Source organism: Desulfomicrobium apsheronum (assembly GCF_900114115.1).
In the GTDB taxonomy this organism is placed as follows: Bacteria; Desulfobacterota; Desulfovibrionia; order Desulfovibrionales; family Desulfomicrobiaceae; genus Desulfomicrobium; species Desulfomicrobium apsheronum.
On record NZ_FORX01000020.1, the window covers coordinates 59,052 to 81,196 of the forward strand.

27 protein-coding genes are annotated in these 22,145 nt (G+C 60.9%); 14 read left to right on the top strand and 13 right to left on the bottom strand.

Features of this window, described 5'->3' with window-relative positions:
• Positions 1-9: 9 nt before the first annotated feature.
• On the top strand, positions 10-735 hold the full coding sequence (locus BMZ40_RS15960) for a protein phosphatase CheZ (protein ID WP_092378129.1): 726 nt from the start codon (positions 10-12) through the stop codon (positions 733-735).
• Between the two features lie 71 nt (positions 736-806).
• Complete coding sequence (locus tag BMZ40_RS15965) at positions 807-1,094, top strand: hypothetical protein (protein WP_092378132.1); 288 nt, start codon at positions 807-809, stop codon at positions 1,092-1,094.
• Positions 1,095-1,242: 148 nt separating this feature from the next.
• Here BMZ40_RS15965 and BMZ40_RS15970 read toward each other — a convergent pair whose 3' ends face one another.
• Genes BMZ40_RS15970 through ybgF form a run of 6 tightly spaced genes read right to left on the bottom strand, consistent with a single transcriptional unit; the run spans position 1,243 to position 6,421 of the window.
• Positions 1,243-2,175: a tyrosine recombinase XerC gene (locus tag BMZ40_RS15970; RefSeq protein WP_092378136.1), complete on the bottom strand. Its 933-nt coding sequence runs from the start codon at positions 2,173-2,175 to the stop codon at positions 1,243-1,245.
• Positions 2,147-3,085, bottom strand: a complete 939-nt coding sequence (locus BMZ40_RS15975; protein WP_092378140.1) for a GGDEF domain-containing response regulator — start codon at positions 3,083-3,085, stop codon at positions 2,147-2,149. The genes BMZ40_RS15970 and BMZ40_RS15975 overlap by 29 nt, the downstream gene beginning before the upstream one ends.
• A gap of 12 nt (positions 3,086-3,097) precedes the next feature.
• The gene (locus BMZ40_RS15980; protein WP_092378144.1) at positions 3,098-3,922 is read right to left on the bottom strand and encodes an HDOD domain-containing protein; all 825 of its coding nucleotides are present in this window, start codon (positions 3,920-3,922) and stop codon (positions 3,098-3,100) included.
• A 1-nt stretch (position 3,923) separates the two neighbouring features.
• A complete protein-coding gene (locus tag BMZ40_RS15985; protein WP_092378147.1) occupies positions 3,924-4,277 on the bottom strand; it encodes a hypothetical protein in 354 nt (117 codons plus the stop codon).
• 25 nt (positions 4,278-4,302) lie between these two features.
• Entirely contained in the window at positions 4,303-5,406 is a 1,104-nt protein-coding gene (gene dprA / locus BMZ40_RS15990) for a DNA-processing protein DprA (RefSeq protein WP_092378150.1), read from the bottom strand.
• On the bottom strand, positions 5,399-6,421 hold the full coding sequence (gene ybgF, locus BMZ40_RS15995; RefSeq protein ID WP_092378155.1) for a tol-pal system protein YbgF: 1,023 nt from the start codon (positions 6,419-6,421) through the stop codon (positions 5,399-5,401). Before ybgF ends, dprA begins: the two co-directional genes overlap by 8 nt.
• Positions 6,422-6,682: 261 nt before the next feature.
• Between ybgF and BMZ40_RS16000 the strand changes: the two genes are divergently transcribed.
• A complete protein-coding gene (locus tag BMZ40_RS16000) occupies positions 6,683-7,648 on the top strand; it encodes a hypothetical protein (protein ID WP_143075670.1) in 966 nt (321 codons plus the stop codon).
• 49 nt (positions 7,649-7,697) lie between these two features.
• On the opposite strand, the gene BMZ40_RS16005 is transcribed toward BMZ40_RS16000, so the two are convergent.
• The 3 genes from BMZ40_RS16005 to BMZ40_RS16015 all read right to left on the bottom strand — a co-directional run bounded on the left by BMZ40_RS16005 (position 7,698) and on the right by BMZ40_RS16015 (position 11,327).
• Positions 7,698-9,416 carry a sensor domain-containing diguanylate cyclase gene (locus BMZ40_RS16005; RefSeq protein WP_092378160.1) on the bottom strand — a complete coding sequence of 573 codons (1,719 nt, stop codon included), beginning with the start codon at positions 9,414-9,416 and terminating at the stop codon, positions 7,698-7,700.
• A 176-nt stretch (positions 9,417-9,592) separates the two neighbouring features.
• Complete coding sequence (locus BMZ40_RS16010) at positions 9,593-10,033, bottom strand: hypothetical protein (RefSeq protein WP_092378164.1); 441 nt, start codon at positions 10,031-10,033, stop codon at positions 9,593-9,595.
• A 154-nt stretch (positions 10,034-10,187) separates the two neighbouring features.
• Positions 10,188-11,327, bottom strand: a complete 1,140-nt coding sequence (locus tag BMZ40_RS16015) for a hypothetical protein (RefSeq protein ID WP_092378167.1) — start codon at positions 11,325-11,327, stop codon at positions 10,188-10,190.
• Positions 11,328-11,531: 204 nt separating this feature from the next.
• On the opposite strand from BMZ40_RS16015, the gene BMZ40_RS16020 reads away from it, so the two are divergent.
• Genes BMZ40_RS16020 through BMZ40_RS16035 form a run of 4 tightly spaced genes read left to right on the top strand, consistent with a single transcriptional unit; the run spans position 11,532 to position 15,061 of the window.
• A complete protein-coding gene (locus BMZ40_RS16020; RefSeq protein WP_092378171.1) occupies positions 11,532-12,674 on the top strand; it encodes an ABC transporter permease in 1,143 nt (380 codons plus the stop codon).
• Complete coding sequence (locus BMZ40_RS16025) at positions 12,671-13,432, top strand: ABC transporter ATP-binding protein (RefSeq protein WP_092378174.1); 762 nt, start codon at positions 12,671-12,673, stop codon at positions 13,430-13,432. The genes BMZ40_RS16020 and BMZ40_RS16025 overlap by 4 nt, the downstream gene beginning before the upstream one ends.
• A complete protein-coding gene (locus BMZ40_RS16030) occupies positions 13,432-14,445 on the top strand; it encodes an MlaD family protein (RefSeq protein WP_092378177.1) in 1,014 nt (337 codons plus the stop codon). Before BMZ40_RS16025 ends, BMZ40_RS16030 begins: the two co-directional genes overlap by 1 nt.
• A 7-nt stretch (positions 14,446-14,452) precedes the next feature.
• Positions 14,453-15,061 (top strand): ABC-type transport auxiliary lipoprotein family protein, encoded by a 609-nt coding sequence (locus tag BMZ40_RS16035; protein ID WP_092378181.1) that lies wholly within the window; start codon positions 14,453-14,455, stop codon positions 15,059-15,061.
• 229 nt (positions 15,062-15,290) lie between these two features.
• On the opposite strand, the gene BMZ40_RS16040 is transcribed toward BMZ40_RS16035, so the two are convergent.
• The 3 genes from BMZ40_RS16040 to BMZ40_RS16050 all read right to left on the bottom strand — a co-directional run bounded on the left by BMZ40_RS16040 (position 15,291) and on the right by BMZ40_RS16050 (position 16,967).
• Positions 15,291-16,190, bottom strand: a complete 900-nt coding sequence (locus BMZ40_RS16040; protein WP_092378184.1) for an LOG family protein — start codon at positions 16,188-16,190, stop codon at positions 15,291-15,293.
• Positions 16,191-16,199: 9 nt separating this feature from the next.
• Positions 16,200-16,589 (bottom strand): Rid family detoxifying hydrolase, encoded by a 390-nt coding sequence (locus BMZ40_RS16045; RefSeq protein WP_092378187.1) that lies wholly within the window; start codon positions 16,587-16,589, stop codon positions 16,200-16,202.
• A 66-nt stretch (positions 16,590-16,655) separates the two neighbouring features.
• Entirely contained in the window at positions 16,656-16,967 is a 312-nt protein-coding gene (locus tag BMZ40_RS16050) for a carboxymuconolactone decarboxylase family protein (protein ID WP_092378189.1), read from the bottom strand.
• A 99-nt stretch (positions 16,968-17,066) separates the two neighbouring features.
• Here BMZ40_RS16050 and BMZ40_RS16055 point away from each other — a divergent pair, with 99 nt between their 5' ends.
• From BMZ40_RS16055 to BMZ40_RS16075, 5 genes are all read left to right on the top strand, one after another.
• Entirely contained in the window at positions 17,067-17,420 is a 354-nt protein-coding gene (locus BMZ40_RS16055; protein WP_092378192.1) for a NifB/NifX family molybdenum-iron cluster-binding protein, read from the top strand.
• 9 nt (positions 17,421-17,429) lie between these two features.
• Positions 17,430-17,900 (top strand): YchJ family protein, encoded by a 471-nt coding sequence (locus tag BMZ40_RS16060; RefSeq protein ID WP_092378195.1) that lies wholly within the window; start codon positions 17,430-17,432, stop codon positions 17,898-17,900.
• A gap of 174 nt (positions 17,901-18,074) precedes the next feature.
• On the top strand, positions 18,075-19,337 hold the full coding sequence (locus BMZ40_RS16065) for a DUF401 family protein (RefSeq protein WP_092378198.1): 1,263 nt from the start codon (positions 18,075-18,077) through the stop codon (positions 19,335-19,337).
• A gap of 98 nt (positions 19,338-19,435) precedes the next feature.
• Positions 19,436-19,717 (top strand): type II toxin-antitoxin system Phd/YefM family antitoxin, encoded by a 282-nt coding sequence (locus tag BMZ40_RS16070; protein ID WP_092378202.1) that lies wholly within the window; start codon positions 19,436-19,438, stop codon positions 19,715-19,717.
• Positions 19,714-20,040, top strand: coding sequence for a type II toxin-antitoxin system RelE/ParE family toxin (locus BMZ40_RS16075; RefSeq protein WP_092378208.1), 327 nt, complete (start codon positions 19,714-19,716; stop codon positions 20,038-20,040). Before BMZ40_RS16070 ends, BMZ40_RS16075 begins: the two co-directional genes overlap by 4 nt.
• Before the next feature lie 107 nt (positions 20,041-20,147).
• Here the strand turns inward: BMZ40_RS16075 and BMZ40_RS16080 are convergent, their stop codons facing one another.
• On the bottom strand, positions 20,148-20,528 hold the full coding sequence (locus BMZ40_RS16080) for a winged helix-turn-helix transcriptional regulator (protein WP_245751129.1): 381 nt from the start codon (positions 20,526-20,528) through the stop codon (positions 20,148-20,150).
• 112 nt (positions 20,529-20,640) lie between these two features.
• Between BMZ40_RS16080 and BMZ40_RS16085 the strand changes: the two genes are divergently transcribed.
• Both BMZ40_RS16085 and BMZ40_RS16090 read left to right on the top strand, forming a co-directional pair.
• On the top strand, positions 20,641-21,255 hold the full coding sequence (locus BMZ40_RS16085) for a flavodoxin family protein (protein WP_092378211.1): 615 nt from the start codon (positions 20,641-20,643) through the stop codon (positions 21,253-21,255).
• Between the two features lie 11 nt (positions 21,256-21,266).
• The gene (locus BMZ40_RS16090; RefSeq protein ID WP_092378214.1) at positions 21,267-22,082 is read left to right on the top strand and encodes a nitroreductase family protein; all 816 of its coding nucleotides are present in this window, start codon (positions 21,267-21,269) and stop codon (positions 22,080-22,082) included.
• Positions 22,083-22,145 lie beyond the last annotated feature (63 nt).

The window sequence follows — 22,145 nt, forward strand, 5'->3', positions numbered from 1 at the left end:
AAAAAATGCATGCACAAAGAACAGCTGAGTCAGGAACTGCTGAACAGGATCACGACCAAGGCCGAGAGCACCATCCGGGAGGTCATCTCGGCGGCCCTGACGGATGAGATCAGCCGCGCCCTGACCATGGCCCTGACCGAAGGCGAATTCTACCGTTCCATTAGCACGGACCTGCAGGAGGGGCTCAAATCCATCTACAGGGAGATCAACTCCGCAGCGACCGGCACTGCCGAATTGCCGGTGGCCGCCTCCCCGGTGGCCGACGAGATGTTTTCCGAAGCATCGACCCAGCTTGGAGCCATCCTGCAGACTACGGAAAAAGCCACCGACAGCATCATGGGGCTGGTGGAAAAGCACCTGGACATGAACGACCGCGCCATGCAGCTCCTCGCTTCCCTTGAAAACGGGACCGCCAGTCCGGAAATCGCGGAACTGCGCGCCGGAAACGAAGCCCTGGGCGCGGACCTGATGGAAATCATGACCACGCTCAGCTTTCAGGATCTGACCGGCCAGCGCATCAAGCGCATCGTCGCGGCCCTGCAGCAGATCGAGAAGGTGGTCTTTGAGCTCTACATGGCCACGGGTCTGTCCATGAAAGCCATGGAACAAAACCCGGAGCAATCCGTCGAGGAGATCCGCCAGACGTCCAAGGCCCGGGCCACGGAGCTCAAGGGCCCCCAGGACGCCAATTCCCAGACGGATGTGGACGACCTCCTCAGTCAGCTCGGCTTGTAATTTTTTTAACCACTATACGACAAGCCGGTTACGGAATTCTCCGCGACCGGCTCTTTTCATGGAGACACAACATGCCTCAGCTTGCCGACATCACCCTCTTCTCCCTGACCCGCACCATGAGCGTGCTCGACCAGCTCTTTCAGGAAGAACCCGACCTCTACGAGGATTTCGTGCGCGAGATCTGCGCCGAATTCACCCTGGCCAAGGAATACATGCTGGCCATCCAGGAAATGGCAACCCGCGATGCGGACAGGGAAACCATCGCCCAGGCCGACCTGACCCTGCGCCACATGCTGGCCCTGTGGGTTCTGAGTAACGACCTGACCGTGCCCGTGACCGGGCTTGAGCAGATGCAGTAGCCGAGCAGGCCACCCCAAAACGGCAATCTGCCGCGCCAGCTAAAAAAGCCAGACCGCTTATGTATGCTCGAATACACTGCGCGCCCTGGTTTTTTTAGCTTTCTTGCATCTCACCGCTTTTGAACGGTCTGCAATTTTTTATCGTCAGCTAGTCTTTTTTGTCTTTGCCCCCGGCCAGAGGGTGAGAGGCGTCGTAGACGCGCATGACCTGGGCGAGATCAAGGTGGGTGTAGCGCTGGGTGGTCGAGATGCGGGAATGGCCGAGAAGCTCCTGCACGCTGCGCAGATCGGCTCCGGCCTGGAGCATGTGCGAGGCGAAGCTGTGGCGCAGGGTGTGGGGGCTTATCGAGCAGGGGGCCCCGCTGCGCACGGCCATCGCCTTGACGATGCGGTCCGCCTGCTTGCGCGTCAGCCTCCCGCCCCGCTTGCCCAGAAAGATGGCCTGCTCCCGGGGCGCCGGGCCAAACGCCCCGCGCTGCTCCATGTAGCGCCCCAGTCGCTCCGCCGCCGGACCGGTCAGAGGAACGATGCGCTCCTTCCTGCCCTTGCCCAGCACCCGCACCAACTTCTGATCCAGGTCCACATGGGCGAAATCAAGTCCGAGAGCCTCGCTGACGCGCAGCCCCGAGCCGTAGAGCACCTCAAGCAGGGCGAGGTCGCGCAGGCTTTCGGGATCAAGGGTGGTTTCGGTCTCGACCAGATGAATGGCCTGATCGACATTGAGGACCTTGGGGTGGACCTTGGGCAGCTTGGGATTGGCCAGGGCAGCGCAGGGATCTTCCACGACCATCTTGCGCTGGCGCAGAAAGCGGTAAAAGGCCCGCAGGGCCGAGAGCTTACGGCAGACGCTCGACTTGGCGAGACCGCGCCGGTGCAAATCGGCCAGGTATGCGGTGATGTCCGCCTTGGTCACCTCGGCCGGGGCGTCGAAGCCCTTGCTCCTGCGCCCAAGAAAGAGGTGCGCGCCCTCAAGGTCAGTCCCGTAGGCGGCCACGGTGGCCGGAGAGTATCCGCGCTGAGCGTCCAGATGCAGCAGAAAAAGGGCGACAGGATCAGGCGCTGGCCCGTTTGTCCATGACATAGCAACTCTTGGGGTTCTTTTTGGCTTCCTTCTTCAGGTTCATGGCGATCTGGGAAGCCTCGCCAAAGTGCTTGAGCTTGCCGCCGCGATTCAGGACCACGGCGATGGAGATGGCCATCAGCGGGAAAACCTGTTCCTTGCCCTTGCGATCGAGAGAATGGATGGCCCCGCGCGCGCGGTCCTCCTGGTCGTAGAAATGGGGCACGATGGAATCGAAATTGTCGATGACCTGCTGGCAGGCGCTCTCGGCCTTTTCCCGAGGCACGATGAAGACGAAGTCATCCCCGCCCACATGACCGACGAACGTGTTCGCCCCCATGAAGCCCCGGATGGAATTGACGATGACCCGCGCGGTCATGAGCAGGACTTCGTCACCCCGTGAAAAGCCGTACTTGTCGTTGAAGGACTTGAAGTGATCCAGGTCGATGTAGGCCAGGGCGAAGTCCTCCTGCCGGTCAATGAAATCCTGGATTCTGTGGATTATGGACGTGTTGCCGGGCAGTTTGGTCAGCGGGCTGGCGTCGAGTTCCCGGGTGGAGCGATGGTAGGCCAGGATGAGGCGCCCCTTGGCGATGGGCGGCGAAAACGGCTTGACCAGAAAATCGTCGATCTCGAGCGTGCTGAAATCCTGAAGTTCGGCCAGATCTTCGCTGGCCAGGCAAAGCACCACCGGCAGCTGACGGTAGACGTTCTCGCCCTTGATCAGCCGGACCAGATCCACTCCGGCAAGGTCGGGCAACTGCTCGTCCACGACCAAAAGATCCGGAGGCTCGCTGAACAGAAATTCCAGCGCCGACGAGCCCCGGGCAAAACAGGTCCACTTGACCTCCTCCTCGGGCCACAGGGCGCGCAGACTGCCTTCAAGCTTGGCGTCGGAGGTAACCAGAAAAAAATGCTTGCCGTCCTTCATGATGCGGGACTCCTACGCCAGATCCACGAATTCGCGTTCCAGGCCGTCCATGATCTTGAAGAGCACCTCCGGAGTGATCTCAAGAGCCTCAAGCACCCCCTCGTCAAGGACGCTGACCTGATTGTCGCCCCCGTTGCCAACGCCGAAGAGCCGCGCCAGAAAATTTCCCACATGCACCACCTGCGCAATCTTCGGGTAGAGCGTGGCCGACATGGGTCGGTGATGATAGGAGAGCCCTTCCTTCAGATTCGCGGGCAGATTCCAGTAGTTGCACAGCCACAGATTGATGCGGTCGTGGGCGAAACCCAGCACCTCGCTCTCGGCCTGGCGATAGGAAATGTCCTTCTCAAGGACGAGCGCGTCGATGGCCGCCCGGCTTTCCGGGAGCTGCACTGCGGCCACGACCTTGCCGATGTCGTGCAGCAGGCCGGCCACCGCGTATTCCTCCGGGTCCTTGCAGCCGATGGCGCGGGCGATGGCCGAACTGGCCAGAGCGCAGCCCAGGCTGTGCTCCCAGAGGCCCTTCATGTTCTCGTTCATGACCTCAAAGACCGAGGTCGAGATGATGATACCCTTGATGACATTGAAACCGAGCAGGACCAAGGCGTGCTGGATGGAACCGATCCGGCCGGGAAACCCGTAGATGGGCGAATTGACCATTTTCAGGACCTTGGCCGAAAGAACCTGGTCCTTTGATATGGCCTTGCTTATCTGGTCCGTGGACGAATTGGGATTCTCGACCAGGATCGCCACTTCCTGCAGGACTCCGGGCAGGGTCGGCAAATCCTTGACCGCCAGAATGGCGCCCTTTTGTTTGGTACGCAGATCTTCTTCCATATTATTGTCCCTCTTCCCTTGCCGCCTGGGCCGCTGCGGCCAGGGCGCACTGTCGTGCATAATAGTCGGAAATGACCTGCTTGACCTGCTGCATGTATTTGTCGTCGGCAAACTTTCGAAAAAGATGGTCAAGCCTTTCGCGCTTTTTGGCGAGCACTTCCTCGCTACACCCGCCGCCCATTTCCAGGGTCTCGCCCTCGACCACGAGCAGTTCCACGCCCATGTTGTCCAGTTTGGTGATCAGACCCGCCGTCAAAACCGTACCTGCTGCGATGAGCACCATCCCGTTTTCCCGGGTCACGGGCTTGGCCAGAACCATTTCCGGTTTGGCCAGCTGCAGGGGTATTTTTTGCATATTCTTCTCCAGATGATCTTTGGGGTCACGTTGCAAGGTCATAGTACATGCCCGGAAGCTGCTTCACAATCCCTTGAAGTTCCATGAAAAGGAGCGTGGAACTGACCTTGCCTGCCGCCCAGCCCGTCCGGCGGACCAGGGTATCGACATGCAGGGGTTCGCCGCCTTCGAGAAGACGGTACACGACTCGCTGCTCCGGATCTTCCGGTTCACGCCGCCGAGGCCCGGGGGCAGGGGCGTCCGGCATGACAAGAGCCCCCAGGCGAGGCTGCAATTCCCGCAGGATGTCCTCCCCGCTCTGCACGAGGCAGGCACCCTGTCGGATGAGCTGGTGGCAGCCCTGATGGGTTTTCAGGTTGGCCGGTCCTGGCAGGGCGAACACGTCGCGGTTCTGGGCCAGAGCCAGTTCGGCGGTGATCAGGCTGCCGCTGCCAAGCGCTCCTTCGACCACCAATACACCCAGGGAAAGGCCGCTGACAATGCGATTGCGGTGCGGAAAATTCATGCCCTCGGGTCTGGTCCCCGGTGCGAACTCGCTGACGATGAGTCCATGAGCGGAAACCTGTTTCCACAAATCGGTGTTGGAGGCCGGATAGACAAGGTCAAGGCCCGTGCCCAACACGGCGATGGTCCCGCCCACTCCGCGTAGCGCACCCTGATGCGCGGCGCGGTCGATGCCCTGGGCAAAACCCGAGACCACGCAGATCCCGGCCGCGCTCAAGGATGCCGAAATGCTCTCGGCCATGTCCAGGCCATAACGCGAGGCGGCCCGGGAACCGACCACGGCCACACAAGGGCGGTTCAGCAGGGTCGGATCACCGAGATAATACAGAAAAAGAGGCGGATCGGGGATCTCGCGGAGCAGCTCGGGATAGGCATTGTGGCCAAGAAAAATAGTGAAAAAACCGAAGCTTTCCGCCCTGCGCCGCTCAGCCTCTGCCTTCTCGCGCCAGCCGCCCCGGGCAAACTCGGCCTGCACCCGGGCCGAAACCAGACCGCGCGCCGTCCAGGATGAAAAATCCGAAACGGCGGCGAGGGCGTCGCCGTAATGCACCAAAAGGCGCTTCCATGTGCGCGGCCCAAGACCGCTGGTATGGCGCAGGGCCAGGCTGGCGCCGAATTCATCCACGGGCCAGCGCCACCGCGTTGGGCTCGTTGCAGCCCTGAATCCTGCCCCGCGCCTGCCTGCCAAGGCGGGACGCCGGGGAGTCGGGATAACGGGACTCCAGCTGCTGCAGATAAACTCCGGCCTGTGCGGGACGGCCCTGGCGCAGCTCCGAATAGGCCAGCTTGAGCAGCGCGTCCGCGCTTTTGGCATGACGGGGATGGTCCCGTACGACCCGCGCGAAGAACTCCATGGCGCGATCGTAGCGGCCCTGGGCGTACCACGTCTCGCCGGTCCAGTAGAGGGCGTTGGGAATAAGCCTGTGGCGGGGGAATTTCCGCATGAACGCGGCAAACTGCTCCCGCGCCGGTGCATGACGGCCGTCCTGGTAGCTCTTGAGGGCCCGGGCGTAATCCTCGTCAGGCGAGGTTTCCGGCGCGGTCTTCTTTTTCAGGGCGGCAGGCGAAACGCCCGCTGCCTTCCCGGAGGCGGAGGAATCCGGGTCCGAAACCTTCGCAGGGGAAACATCCGCTGCGGAAACCTCCGGTCCGGAAGCGCCCGATCCGGGTTGAAAAATGTCCGGCCCTGAAGCCGATGATTCGTGCGCGCCCTTGGCGACATGAACGGGTCCGGGTCCGGATGCGGCGGACGAATGTGAATCGCTGTCGGCGGAAGCGTTGACAGCGACGGCGGATGCATTGCCGGCGACTGTAGAGGAGGCCGGGTAAGCGTGCTGTACGACTGAAAATCGCGCGACGGTCGCATTCGACGGGTCGGCGGCCTCCCGTCCCAGGATCACGTCGGATCTTGCCATGCGCAGTTTGCGCGTCACCGGCCTGCGCAAGACGGATGCGGAAGGCCTGCTGATACGTGCAGGCCCGCCCTGCAGGGATTTGAGACCGGACACTATCCCGGAGGGTATATCCATCAGGCGCGGGCCCGGCCAGTCACGGGCAAAATGCATGAGCACGGGACCGCTTGCCCAGGAAAGCAGAATGCCGACAAGCATTCCGATCACAAAGGCCAGCGTCGATCTCATGGATTAGTCACCGTTGTCTCCCTCATTTCGTCAGTGGCATAGGAGAGAACCCGCCAATTTTCAAGGGTGGCGCCGCCTTGCCTCTTGCGCTCTTTTGGGGCAGAAAGCCCCCATTCGACCAGTCCGGTCGGCCCTCAGTCGTACCCATTCCGGCGCTTGAACCCGGGGCTCTTGCCCCCATCAGCCTGTCGTCTTGCGGCCGAGCCAGAGGATATGACCGGACACCTGCATAAAAAAAACGACACCGCGCACGAGGTCCCCATGGCGCTCATACTCCCCCTGTGGGCATTTGCCCTGCTTCCCCTGCCCCTGCTCCTGGCCGCCCTTTTCTGGGGCGCTCCGCCCATCGCCTTGGTCAGCGAACTCATCGGGCTCATTTCCGGCAAACCTTTTCCCGCCCGCGCGGCCAGGCAAATGTCCAGGCTGGCCCTTGGCGGGCATGTTCTTTTCTGGCTCGTGATCGCAGCCTGCATGGCGCTTCTGTTCTCTCACCCGCTTCGGCAATCCGAATTCGTGACAGGCAACAGTCTGCTGCTGATCGCCGCATTGGCCCTGCCTTTCTTCGGAAGCTTGGCCCTGGTCGGCTACGATCTGAGCTGGAAGTTCGCCCGGGAACGAAAGGCCATCCACTTTCTGCTTGGATGCGTGGCCAATATTCCCATCAAATACGGATACTGGGCGCTGGCGGGGTTGGGGCTGCTTTACTTCCGGGGTGTCAGCCTCGACTCTCCGGCTTTTCTGCCACCGTGGGGATCGGCGCTGTGGCCGCTGATGGCGCTGTGGCTGCCGCTGTCGCTATGCCTGGCGGCTGCCGTTGGCCTGTGCTACCTGCTGCTGCGCCGGGACGCCGATGACTGGGGCCGGGATTATTACCGTTTTGCCGCGCCCTTTCTGGCCAAGTGGCATCTGGTCTGCGGCCTCATTGTCCTTGCGGTGATGGTCTGGCTCTATGCGAGCCTCAAGGGGATCTTCAATCTGCACCTGCCCCAGATCTTCAACGCCGGCCTGGCCAGCGCGGCCTGCCTGGGACTGGCCATGCTCCTCTCGCTCCTTGTCGCCGTCAGTGAAAACCCCATGCGCTTCAAGGTTTCGATGGTCGGAACGGCCGTTCTCTCGCTTGTCCATGCGAGCATGCTCCTGGTCGCGATCCTTGAAACCCTGAACCGCTATGTTCCGGGATGGTCCGTGCCCACTTTCATGCCGGACCTGCTGCGCCTGTTCGGATAACCCGCATTTTCTTGAACCGACCCGGTCACACGGCCGGGTCGGTCAACGCTCATACCGGAGCGGAATCCACTGCCCGGGAACAGACCCGATTCTTTCCGGTGCGCTTGGCTTCGTAAAGAGCCTCGTCGCTGCGTCTCAAAAGCCCATCCAGGCTCTCGCCCGCCGAATATTCCGCCAGACCGATGCTGACCGTGAGCCGCAGGCGCAGGTCCTCATGTTCGAGAACCGCCTCGGCAAGTCCCCTGCGCACGCGCTCCGCCGCTGCGGCTCCAGCCTCAAGCCCCGCCTCGGGAAACATGATGCAAAACTCCTCGCCCCCAAGACGCCCGGTCACGTCCACGGCCCTGCGCAGGCCGTTGATGGTTCGGGCCACGTGCTTCAAGGCCAGATCCCCGACTCCATGCCCATGGGTGTCGTTGACCTTCTTAAAATCGTCGATGTCGATCATGGCCACGCACAGGCTCTTTCCAAAACGCCTGGAGCGAACCATCTCCGCACGCACGCACTCCAGAAAGTGCCTGCGGTTGGGCAGACCGGTCAGTTCGTCCGTGTTGGCCAGATGCTCCAGGCGCAGCTCCGCCAGCCGGCGCTCGGTCACGTCGGCCATGGCGCCGTGCAGGCGAAACATGCTGCCGTCCTCCAGCAGATCGAAACCGCAGACCAGACTGACATGTCTTTCCTCGCCCTGAACGGTGCGGATGCGCAGCTCGGCCGTGAATTCATGCCCCCGGGCCTCGGCCGCTTCAAAATTTTCCCGGAAATCGGGTTCATCGTCGGGATGGATATGATGCATGAACAGGTTGAAATCCGGATCGACCGTCTCCGGCGAATACCCGAGAATGCGGCAGAACTCGTCGGACCAGTTCTTTTTCCCGTGCAGGTAGTCCTTTTCAAAACTACCGACCTTGGCCAGCCGCTGCGCTTCAGAAAGGCGACGGGCACTGTTTGCGATCTCGTCCTGCATCTGCTTGGCTTCGGTGATGTCCGTGGCCGTGACCACGGCGCCTGAGATGCTGTCGTCCCGTTCGCGGTAGGGATAATATGTCACTGCGTAGCAGCGCCTGTCCGCCCAGTTCGTATCGAACCAGGCCTCGTACTCCACGGTTTCCCCGGCAAAACAGCGGACGAGTTTCGGTCCGACATACATGTCGAAAACGTCCTGTCCCACTATTTCGGCCACCTTGCGCCCCTCGATCTCATCGCGCTTTTTCCCATGCACCCTGAGATAGCTGTCGTTGACCAACCGGTAGACGAAATCAAGATCGATGATGCTGACCAGGGAAGAGGAGGATGCTATGGCGCGCTCGTAACGGATCAGCGCGGCTTCGGCCAACTTGCGGGCCGTGATCTGCATGTGGGAGACCACGGCTCCGTCGATGGAGCCATGGCTGACAAGAGGTGTGACCGTCATCAGAAACCAGCGCTTTTCCGAAGGCGCGTGGCATGGATATTCAAGGCTGAATTCGGGGATCTCCCCGGAGAGCACACCCCTGATCCCGTCTGCGGCCTGCCGTGCCTCTTTGGCGGCCACACCTGTGGAGGAGTCGCAGACTTCTATGTAATTCTCGCCTTGCAGGCGGCACTTGTCCGGCGTGCTGTTCTCGGCCGCGAAGCGTTGCCAGCTGAGGTTTGTGTCGACAACGCAGCCGGCGCGGTCAAGTACTGCCACGTGTTCGCTCAGGCTGTCGAAAATCTCGCGCAAAATTTCGAAACGGCGTGTCTGATCAAAACAGACATCACCCTCTTCGGACAGAAATTCCGTACTCATGGCGGCTCCATTTGGTCATGACGGATGAACGGGGCGCATGGTTCCGCTTCGCGTCCTTACCGGCTGAAAGCGGAAAGCCGGATGACTCCCGAGGCAAGCGACAACAACGTGAACGGTACGCAAAAAAAACTGCTCAGGGAAGCGCCGCGAATCCGTGCTCGCAGACACGCGGCCGGTCACGGGCGAGGCATATCCAGCTGGTGGGCGTGATTTTTCCAGAGGTTCCAGAGGGTTCCCTTGGACCACTGTCCCTCACCGGACAGCGTCGGCAAGCCCTCGGCCTGGAAGATTTCGCAAATCCGGGAAAAAGAGAGGTCCTGCTCGCGCAGCTCGCGGATGCGTTCCAGCGCGACGCGTTTCCGGGCGGAAAGAGGACGGGGAGTGGATGGAATGGTGCGGCTCTGCGCATCGTTTGGAACGAAGGCAGCGGTCAGTTCGGCGATCATGCCGGTCAGCCGGACAAACTGTTCCTGCTGTCCGGCGACCATGGCCTTGAGCTCGGCAAGTTCGGCGTGCACGGCCATGAGCGAGGCCCGGTCACGTTCGGCATGCTTGGCCAGGGCTTCATCCCGAATGTCGCGCGCACGCTTTCTGGCGTCTTCGGCAACCCGGCTCATCGCGGCACCCCAGGAACCAAGCAGGCCTTCCGCCAGTGCACTTCCGCACGGCAAAAAGCTGTTGCACGACAGACCGAAACGTTCACGATGCTCGGCATGGAGGTTCTCCCGCTAGCCCGCTCGCGGGAGCGGGCACGTCAAAACGCCGCGCGCCTCAGGGCTGCGGCGTCCAATGCTGTCCTGCCTGGGCGACCCGAATGAGGCTCTCCCGGCCAAGACGCTGTTTCAGAAATTCCTTCAGCAGAACCTTGACCAACTCCTGCCGGTTCATGTCCTGCAGATACTGGCCCGAGGCCAGCAGCTTCTTGAATGACGAGGACAGGGTTCCGGAATCCTCGATGGCGGTCAGATAAGGCGCCACCATCTGGCGGAGTGCCTCGACACTGTCGGATTTGAGTTCCCGGTACATGGCGGCCAGCTCCTGAGGTGCGGGCAGACGGGTGGATTCGAGCACGCCTTTGAAATCCGCCGTGAACCGTTTGATGCCGTTGATGATGTGGCTCTGCTTGACCATGTTCATCTTGGCCCAGCCGGCGTTGAGCCATTTGAAGGACCCGACGCGAATGGTTCCGGTGGACGTGTCCGACACGAACACAATGATGGAATGGGCGTTGTACATGTAGGAATCGACCCAGCCAAGGCCGGTCTTGTTCAGCCCCTTCTCGTTGGAATACAGATAGTTCCAGTCGGAGTCCTCGCCGACCACGCAGCCCTTGCGACCGATCTCGGAAGGTTCGGTCTGGCAGCCCACGGAAATCAGCACGGGCCCGGTGGGGCCTTGAAACACGGCCACGGCGCGGTCCTGATTATAGGAATAATATCCGCCCGTGTTGGCGTCGGGGGTGATGATCTCCCGCTCGGTGCCGCGTACAAGCAGCGTTTCCCCACGGTCGAGCGCCTTGGGCAGCAGCCTCAGGGCATCCTTGGTGGCCGGGTCCAGCCACTCCTGATCGCGCACGGAAGAGGGCATGGTCACGTAAACCGGAATGTCCGGGTTATAGACATAGTCCACCACGCGGGACAGATCCCCTTGCAGACTAAAGGCATAAAAGGCCCCCGAGGCCTTCTCCCGGTCCTGCATGGACATGCTGCTCTCCGCCGCGCTGGAGGCGACAAAGGAAATGATCTCGGTCAGTTGATCGGCCTCGATGTCCGAGTTCGATTTGGGGATGGTCAACAAATATTCAAGCCCGGGATACAAAGAATCCGGGATGGATTTCAGGTCGGCGGCCTGAGTCGGAACGGCTGTTCCAAGGACAAGCAGAGCAAGTAGACAAATATAACGCATAATCATGTACATCTTCCGGTTGTATGTTCACCGCCACGGCGGCACGGTCAGGACGGACTTTCCATAATGCCGGAACAGCCGTCTGTGAAGCCCTTTGTCATACACCCGGCATCAATTCAAGATCGGGAATTACGTCACAATGGGCGGGTCGCGCGGGCGCCGTACGGTAGACGCGCCCCCCGGCCATGGGCTAAGAGGCTTGGATAACTCATGCACAACGATCACGCCACGACACCATCGCCCACGCTCTTTGTGGACTCAAAACCGGAACTTCTGACCCTGGGCTTGCGCGGTATTCTCGACCTGCGCACGACTCCGGGAATCATGGAGAGCCTGGCGCATCTCCCCAAACCCTTGCCGGGGCTCATCCACGCCGATCTGAGCGGGATCACGCGCATGGACGACTGTGGCGCGCTGGTGATTCTGCAATTGCGGCGCATGGCTGAAAAACATGGCTCCACCCTTGAGATGCTTGGCACTCCGGGTCATGTGCAGGAACTTCTGGATTTCTTGCGTCTGGACGACCCGCCACGTTCGGGCGGCTCCAAAAGAACCAGACCCGGCATCATGACGCGATTTGGCATCAAGACCATCGAGGTCACGAGCCAGGCCATGACTCACGTCTCCTTCGTGGGCGAAGTCACCGTGACGCTCCTGTCCCTGCTCCGCCACCCCGGCAGGCTGCGCCTTGGCGACGTGGTCCTCTACATGCAGCGGGTCGGCGTGGACGCGCTGCCCATTGTCGGACTGATCAGCTTTCTTCTGGGGTTGATCATGGCCTTCATGTCTGCGGTGCAGCTCCAGCAGTTCGGGGCCAACATCTACGTGGCGTCCCTGGTGGCATTGGCCATGGTCCGCGAGCTCGGACCCATCATGACGGCCATCCTCGTTGCCGGGCGCTCGGGTTCGGCATTCGCCGCCGAGATCGGGACCATGAAGGTTTCCGAAGAAGTGGACGCGCTCATCACCATGGGCTTCAAGCCAGCCATGTTTCTGGTGGCGCCCAAGATCATCGCCTCGCTCCTGGTGGTGCCGCTGCTGGCCATGTACTCCAACCTGTTCGCCATCGCCGGAGGCCTGCTCATCGGCGTGACAACGCTGGATCTGACGGTGAACGCCTACATGGCCCAGACCATGAACACGCTGACCATCTTCGACATCAACTGGGGCCTCTTCAAGAGCGCCATCTTCGCCGTGCTCATCGCCACGGTGGGCTGCTTCAAGGGCTACCAGGTGCGAGGGGGAGCAGCCAGCGTGGGCCAGGCCACAACCTCGGCCGTGGTCACGGGCATCTTTCTGGTCATCCTGGTCGATTCGGTCCTGGCCGTGATCCTGAGGTACTGGCGGCCATGACCCAAAAGCCAGTCATCAGCGTGCGCGGCCTGACCATGGGCTTCGGGGAACTGGTCATCATGCGCGACCTGGACTTCGACATAGAGGCCGGGGAAATTTTCGTCATTCTGGGCGGCAGCGGCTGCGGCAAATCCACCCTGCTCAAGCATCTGGTCGGGCTCTACAAGCCCATGAGCGGCGCGATCACCATTGCCGGCCTTTCGCTTGATCCGGACAACGAGGACAGTTTCAAGAAAATCCTGGCCCGCATCGGGGTCATGTACCAGGGCGGCGCCCTTTTTTCCTCCATGACCCTCGGTGAAAACGTGGCCCTGCCCATCACGGAATATTCGGACCTCAAGGAAAGCGCGGTGGAGGAACTGGTTCGCCTCAAGCTACGCCAGGTCGGGCTCGAAGGCTTTGAACACCATCTGCCGGAGGAGCTCTCCGGAGGCATGAAGAAACGAGCGGCCATCGCGCGGGCGCTGGCGCTCAATCCTGAAATTCTTTTCCTGGACGAACCCTCGGCGGGTCTGGACCCCATCAGCTCGGCCGAACTCGACATGCTCATCCTGCGCCTGAACCGCACCCTGGGCACGACCTTTGTCGTCGTCACCCACGAGCTTTCCTCCATCTTCACCATTGCGAAAAGGATCGTCATGCTCGACAAGGAAAGCAAATCCATCATCGCCGATGGCAATCCGCACGAACTCAAGGAAGCAAGCGAGCATCCCTTCGTGCGCCAATTCTTCAACAGACAGCCGGAAATGGAGAAATAATGGCTTCCGCTCGTGTCAATTTTTCCGTGGGCCTGTTCATGACCGCCGGCCTTGCCCTGGCCACGCTGGCCATCATCTGGCTGGGCATGACCTCGTTTCTGCGCAAGGGCGAACTCTTCGTGACCTATTTCGACGAGTCCGTGCAGGGCCTCGGAGTGGACTCTCCGGTCAAGTACCGGGGCGTGCCCGTGGGCCGCGTCCAGGCCATCCGCATCGCTCCCGACTATCACCTCATCGAGGTCGTCATCCTCATCGACGACGAGCACGCGGACGACGAAAACCGTTTCGAGGACAGCGTGGCAGCCATCTCCAACGTCGGCATCACCGGAGCCATGTTCGTCGAAATAGACAAGCGCGGGCCCACGTCAGACGCCCTCTCGCCGCAGCTCAGCTTCACCCCGGAACATCCCGTCATCGCCTCCAGACCCTCTGACATCAAGAAACTGTTCCGGGAAATCGACGGAATCGCCATGAAGATCCAGTCCATCGATTTCAAGGGCATTTCGGACCAGGCCATGGCCGCCTTCACAACCGTCAACACGGTCATGACCGAGGCCCAGCTCGGGGCCATCTCGGCCGACATACGCACCCTTTTGGCCAGCATCAACGCGGCAGCCAATCCGAAACGCCTGGAATCCATGGCAAAAAACATGGAGCAAACCATCCTCGCGTCGCGTTCACTGATGAACAAGGCGGCCGAGGAACTGACTCGCATGGACACCATCCTCGTTCAATTCCAGTCCTTGCTCGAAGCCAACCGGCCGCATGTCGACACGGCCATGAACGCCCTGGCTTCGACGGCCCTCAAGGCCGACGTGGTCATGACCCAGAGCCACGCCACGGTGTTTCAGATGCAAGCCACCATCAAGGATCTGGAAGAGCGCCTGGCCGTCACCGCCGAGAATCTGGAGCAAACATCCAGCAACCTGAACACCTTGATCGGCAACGTCAAGGATCAGCCGGCCCAGCTCATTTTCGGACAACCAAAGGCCCCCCGCAAGGTGGAGGAGTAGGAAGCCCATGCCCATCCGTTATTTTCTTCCATTCATCCTGATGCTCGCCCTGGCCGGATGCGGGGCGACCCGGACCACGGCGCCGGACGTGCGCTACTACACCCTGGAATACGAAAGCCCGGCGTTCACCGGAACGCAGGCCAAGGCCGTCATCGTGCTGAACCGTTTCGGTGTGGCACCGGAGTTCAACACCGGCAAGATCGTGTACCGGGATCTGTCCTTTGGCCGACAGGAATATGCCTATCACCAGTGGCGCGCGACCCCGCAGGCCCTGGTGGCCGATTATCTGCGCCGCGACATGCAGCAAAGCGGCCTCTTTCTGGCCGTGAACCGGGCCGGCTCATCCGTTTCCGCCACGCACCAGCTTGAAGGGATGATCGAGGAATGGCTGGAGGTGGACGCCGAGGAGCACTGGCTGGCCACCGCCGGCCTGACCGTGACCCTGCTCGATCTGCGCGCCCGCGCAATATCGGACCAGGTTCTCTTCCAGCGCACCTACCGCGAGTCCGAGCCCGCCGCCAAAAAAAATCCCGGCTCGGTGGTCGAAGCCATGAGCCGGGTAATGCGCAGACTGTCGGAAAGAGTCATCGCCGACGTACATACCGCAGTGAAGTAAAGGTTCGAGGGCAAGAAGCAAGGAAAAGCCGGGGCCGATGCGTATGCTTCAATACGTGAGGGTCCGGCTTTCCCGCAACGACGCAGCCATCGGGCCTTTTTCAAAGGTAGACGGTTCAAAAAGGTTCGAGGGCAAGGAGCAAGGAAAAGCCGGGGCCGATGCGTATGCTTCAATACGTGAGGGTCCGGCTTTTTCGCAGCGACGCAGCCATCGGGCCTTTTTCAACCGTCTAGGGCTTTCCGTCCGTGGTCAGTCCATTGCTCGCCTTGATGATATCCCATGCCTCATCCGCCGTACTGACATACTGAAAGAGGCTCAGGTCTTCGGGGTTGATGGTTCCTTCCTCGACCAAGGCCTCGAAGTTGATGACCTTGTGCCAGAAGCGGCGGCCAAAAAGCAGCACCGGAATGGGTTTGACCTTGCGGGTCTGGATCAGGGTCAGGGCCTCGAAGAGCTCGTCCATGGTCCCGAAGCCGCCGGGAAAGGCCACCAGGGCCTTGGCCCGCATCAAGAGATGCATCTTACGGATGGCGAAGTAGTGGAACTGAAAGCTCAGTTCGGGGGTGATGTAGGGGTTGGGCTCCTGCTCGAAGGGGAGCACGATGTTCATGCCGATGCTCTTGGCGCCGACATCGTGCGCGCCCCGGTTGGCCGCGCCCATGATCCCGAAGCCGCCACCGGTGATGACCACGTGCTTGCACTGCGCCATGTTCTCGGAAATGAGGCGCCCGAGCTTTCGCGCCTCCTCGTAATAGCGGCTGTTGGCCACGGCTGTGCGGGCCTTGGCCAGTTCGCTACGCAGCAGGACATCCTCGGGATTTTTCTTGAGCCCTTCCAGCACCTTTTCCAGACGGACGGCGGCAGTCTCCGCATCCATGGTGCGGGCGCTGCCGTAGATGACAATGGTGGATTCAATCTGTTGCTCCTGCAGAGTCAGCTCGGGCTTCAAAAGCTCCAGCTGAAGGCGCACGGGCCGAAGCTCCTCGCGCAACAGAAAGTCCTGATCCTGAAAAGCCAGACGATAGGACGCGGACTGGCACTGGGGAGTGTCGACATGGCGCTTGGCGGCCTGGGCGTCTTCATTGGCCGAGGGAAAAACACCGAAACGGCGGGTTCGTTTGTTGGTCATGAAAATTCCTTATTGGCGGGCCAGGGCCACGCACTTTACTTCAACAACTCCGCCCAGCGGCAGACCCGAGACCTGCACGGCGGCGCGGGCCGGCCGGTGTCCGGCCATGAATTCGTCGTAGATGCCGTTGAAGAGTTTGAAATTGGCAAGATCGGTCACGAACACGTCCACACTGACGATATCCGTCACGGCGCATCCGGCCTCGGCCAGGATGGCCCCCATGTTGGCCAGGGCCTGCCGGGCCTGGGCCTCGAAGTCCGCACCGGCGAACTGGCCGGTGGCCGGAACCAGCCCAAGCTGCCCGCTGACATACAAAAAGCCTCCGGCACGCACGGCCTGGGAATAAGGACCGACGGCGGCCGGAGCCTTGTCCGTGGCGATAAAATCGAGTTTCTGCATACACCCTCCATAAAAAGAACGGCCCTCGCGGGCCGTTCCATCATACCGCATTGTGATTGAAAATCCCTAATCCAGAACCTTTTCAAGCCAATCCAAAGCTGCCGCGACCGTAGGAAATCCGATGGTGCTGGTCAAGAGAATGACGGCATGCCTGATTTCCTCGGGTGTGGCTCCGGCCTGAAGGGCCCGGCGACCATGGCTACGCACCGCGCCTTCCGAGCGCAGGGCCGCTGAAGCGCCGAGCTGCACAAGGTGCATCTCCTTTTCGCTTAAAGGTCCGGCCCCCTGCGCTGCCTTGCCCAAGGCTTCGGCCGAGGCAATGAGATCCGGATACATTTCCTGCAATTTCTGATAGTGTTTCGACTTGCCAGTGCTCATGATTCATCTCCTTACCGTAAGAGTGTGCCGGGTCCTTCATTGACGCAGACATGATTCGATCATAGGGGCAACTGGACCTGAAAAACAAGGAGTTTTCCCATGAAAGTCGCCATACCCACTATCGGAACGCGCGTTGATGAACATTTCGGCCATGCCCGCACCTTCACCATCCTCACTCTGGACGATTCCGGCCGAATCGTCGAAAATGAGACCTTTCTCCCGCCTTCGGGCTGCGGATGCAAATCCACCGTGGGCGTGACCATGCAGGCCAAGGGCGTTGCCGTCATGCTGGTAGGCAACATCGGCCAGGGCGCCATAAACAAGATGGCCGAACACGGCATAAAGGTGATCCGCGGCTGCGAAGGCGAAATCCTCGACGTGCTCAAAAGCTGGACCGACGGGGACATTGAGGACAAGAACATTCTCTGCAATCACGAAGGCTGCACGCACTAGGAGATCATCATGGAATGCCCCTGCCACTCGGGACGTGAATTCGAAGAATGCTGCGCCCCCATCATCGCCGGAGAAATCCCCGCGCCCAGCCCCGAAGCGCTGATGCGTTCGCGCTACACCGCCTTTTGCAGTGACGAGATGGACTATCTTCAGGGCTCCTTGGTCGAGGAGCACCGCTCGGAGTTCAATGCCGACGACGTGAGACGCTGGAACAAGGAAACGGATTGGCTGAATCTGGAAATCCTGGAAACCGACACGGACGGGAATACGGGCATGGTCTGCTTCCGAGTGAGCTTCCGGCACAAGGGCGGCACGCAGAGCCTGACCGAGCGCAGCCGCTTTGTGCGGCGCGATGGCCGCTGGTACTACCTCGAAGGCGAGTATGAAACCGAGACGGTCCGCCATGAAAGCCCCAAGGTCGGCCGCAACGACCCCTGCCCCTGCGGAAGCGGCAAAAAATTCAAAAAATGCTGCGGCTAGCAGGCTGCTTAAAAACGGCGATCTGCTTCGTCACTGCAGAAAATCCAGACCCGAGCCTGTTTGAATACCCTTGCGGGCACACGTACGCTTCGGCCCTGAATTTTCTTTGTTCCTCGCATCTCACCATTTTTAAGCAGCCTGGAAATTTGTAGTTTTCCAGTCAGCTAGGACCCAATGACCGCAATTTTTTCCATCGTCTTCGTCTTCGCCGTCATGCTGACGGGAATCCGTCTCAAGCTGGGGCTGGGACTGTCCATCCTGGCGGGCAGCTTCGTGCTGGCCCTGCTGTTTGGCCTCTCGCCCCTGGCCTGGCTTGGCGCCATTCCTGATGCGCTCCTGACCGAAGAGACCTTTGTGCTCTGCGCCATCATCGCCGTCATCCTGGCCTTCAGTGCCCTGTATTCTGCTTCCGGCCAGTCGGAGCGCTTCATGCGCGCCATCCGCGCCCAAATCCGCTCCCGCTCGCTGCTGCTGGTCTTTTTTCCGGCGCTGATCGGCCTTTTGCCCATGCCCGGCGGGGCCATCTTCTCCGCGCCCATGGTCGAAAAGGCGGCCTCGGAACTGGCCATTCCCCAAAGGGACCAGGCCCTCATCAACTACTGGTTTCGGCACATCTGGGAGCTGGCCTGGCCCCTGTATCCCGGCCTGATCCTGGCTTCCTCCCTGGCGGGCATCCCGGTGACCGGGATCGTCGCGCTGCTTTGGGCGGGCCCGCTGGTGGCCATCGCCCTGGGCTGGCTCCTGATCCTGCGCCCGGCCCTGAAAAACGCGCCCCGGCTGCCCGCCATCGCGGCCAAGTCCCGCAATGGCCGGGACTGGCTCGGAGGCCTCCCGCTCTTCACCGCCATCGCCGGATCCATCGGCGGAGAATGGCTTTGCGCCGTGCTCTGGCCGGGCAGGCCCATGGAATACGGGGTCATCGCAGCCCTGATCCTGGCCTCCGGGGTCAGCCTGTTCATGGCCCAGGCCAAATGGACGGCGGTGCTGCGGGAGGCGGGCAAGGACAACACCATGTCCCTTTTGGCCGTGGTCGGCGCCATCTTCATCTTCAAGGAAATCCTGCACCAGGGCCACGTCGTCGACGTCCTGGCGCAGACCCTCGGCGGAGGCCGCGCGATCTACGTCATGGCCATCGTCCTGCCCTTTCTGGTGGGCTTTGTGGCCGGTCTGACCATCGCCTTCGTGGGCGCGACCTTCCCGCTGCTCTTCGGACTCGCCCATTCCTCAGGCCAGCCCCATCTCATCCCGGTGATCCTGAGCCTTGGGATGTACGCCGGATACGCGGGGATCATGTCCTCGCCGATGCACATATGCTACCTGATGACCTGCAACTACTTCCATCAGGACCCGGGCAAGCTCCTGCCGCGCATCCTTGTGCCCGGCCTTCTGCTCATTCCGGCGGGCGTGGTCGTGACCTTCCTCATGGTTCCGCGCTAGCGAGAGCCCCAAACTTCTGGAGCATCCGAAATACGGAGGCGCCACGTCTTGACTTCCGGTCCGAATATGGCACTCTTTACAGACCGGAGGGAACCAGCATGAACATCACCAACGACATCAAGCCCGTGACCTATCTGAAGTCTCGGGCAGCCGAGCTTCTCAATCAGATCAATGAGACGCATCGGCCCGTGATCATAACCCAAAATGGCGAACCGCGAGCCGTATTGCAGGACCCGAAGAGTTACGAGAACATGCGCAACGCCATCGGCCTGCTGAAACTCATCTCAGCCGGTGAAACCGACGTCAGGGAAGGACGCGTGGTGGGGCACGACGATGTTTTCGACACCCTTGAAGACGACTTGAAGGCAGCCATGAAATGAACAGGACGCATCACGTCGTCTGGGCCGCCGTGGCCCGCAACGATCTCAAGCAGATCATCGACCATATCGCCCAGGACAGCCCAGACGATGCGCTGCACATTCTTCACAAGATCAGACAGCGGGCAGCGGAACTTAAAGCCATGCCGGATCAAGGCAGGATCGTTCCGGAATTGAAAGAACAGGGCATACAGACGTACCGCGAACTCATCGTCGCCCCGTGGAGAATCGTCTACAGGGTCTCGGACACAACGGTTTTTGTTTTGTCAGTCATCGATTCGAGGCGTAATGTCGAAGACATTCTGCTCGACAGACTCATCAAATAGCACAGCACGACACCAGCTTGTCCTGAGCGCTCCGCCCCTCAAGCACTGCCCGTGCAAACGGCCTGTACGCACTCCCCCTCCGTCATATCCGGCCGTTCGTACCCGTCCTACTGAAAAATCACGTCCGCACCCAAAAACTTCTCGTAATCCACGCCCCAGGCCCGCATCTGCAGCAAGAGCGGGATGAGGCTGCGGCCCATGTCCGTCAGGGAATACTCGACGCGGGGCGGCACTTCGCGATAGACTTCGCGGTGTACCAGCCCGTCGGCTTCCAATTCGCGCAGCTGCCGGGTCAACATACGCTCGGTCACGTCGGCCATGCCCCGGCGCAGCTCCCCGAAGCGCACGGCCTCGGCCAGGGACAGGTGGTAAAGGATGATGGGCTTCCATTTTCCGCCGATGACCGCCAGGGTCAGCTCGAAATAGCAGCGGTAGCGTTTGCCGGAGATTTCCTTGATCTTGCAGGGCCGAGGCTGGTTTTCGTCCATTACTATACTCCATGTATGTACCGCACATTATAGACAGTACTTTTCATAATCGCAGACATGTGATCTATCCGGACCTGCATCACGCAGTCAATCCAAACAAGGAGAGAAAAATATGTACGTAGTCGCAGTCAACGGCAGCCCGCGCAAGGGCGGCAACACGGAAATCCTCTTGAACCACGCCCTTGAACCCCTCAAAAAGGCGGGCTGGGAAACGGAACTGGTGCAGGTCGGCGGACAGAATATCCGGGGCTGTCAGGCCTGCTACAAGTGCTTCGTGCGCAAGAATGGGCAATGTTCCATGAAAAAGGACGTCTTCAACGAAATCATGGAAAAACTCCTGCGCGCCGACGCCCTCATCTTCGGCTCGCCGACCTATTTCGCCGATGTCTCCGCTGAACTCAAAGCCCTGATGGACCGCGCGGGCCTCGTCGCCCTGGCCAACGACCGCGCCTTCAAAGGCAAGATCGGGGCGGCCGTGGTGGCCGTGCGGCGCGGCGGCGCGACCCACGTCTATGACAGCATCAACCACATGTTCCTCATGAACCAGATGCTCATTCCCGGCTCGGTGTACTGGAACATGGGCTACGGCCGCGACAAGGGCGAGGTCGAGGGGGATGCCGAAGGGCTTGGCAACATGAAGAATCTGGGGCAGACCATCGCCTGGCTGGGAGCGGCCATCAAACCGCATCTGGACAGCTTTCCGGCCCTGGAAACCGTGAGCGAATAAGGGGGACGACCATGATCGACTTTCACATCGACAAGGACAAGTGCATCCAGTGCGGCGAATGCGCGGCCGACTGTCCGGCCGGCATCATCGAAATGAAGGAGTTCCCCGAGATTACCGACGAGGGGCGCTGCTACCGCTGCCAGCACTGCTACACCGTCTGCCCGACAGGGGCCGTGTCCATCCTGGGCCTGACGGCCGAGGACGGCGCGATGGAAAAAGAACTGCCCTCTTCTGTGCAGATGACCGACCTGATCAAATGGCGTCGCTCCGTGCGGCGCTACAAGGACGAAAACGTTCCCAAGGCCCTCATCGACGAACTCGTCGATACCACCTGCCACGCGCCGACCGGGGTCAACGCCCAGGGCGTCGTGTTCACCGTGGTCCGGGACAAGGCCTTCATGGACACCCTGCGCCACGAGACCCTGGACCGCCTCGGAGCTCTGGCCGATGCCGGAAAGCTGCCGGAAGGGATCATCTCCCAGTACCTGGGCTTCGCCGTGAAGGCATGGCGGACGCACGGCCGCGACGTCATCTTCCGGGGCGCTCCGCACATGCTGCTGACGAGCACCCCGCCCGGCGTGCCCTGCGCGGTGCAGGACGCGCACATCGCCCTGACCACCTTCGAACTCCTGGCCAGCGCCCATGGCCTCGGCACCCTCTGGGACGGCATGTTCATGATGGCTCTGGCCATTTGCCCGCAGCTTCGAGAAACCCTGCGCATCCCGGCCGATCATTCCATCGGCTACGCGCTGCTCTTCGGCAGGCCGGACGTGCAGTATCACCGCCCCGTCAAAAGGGGCCCGGCCACGGTCAATATCCTCGAATAAAAAAAGGGCCGGAACGCTTGATACGCGTTCCGGCCTATCCCGTTTTGCTACGGAGAAATTTTC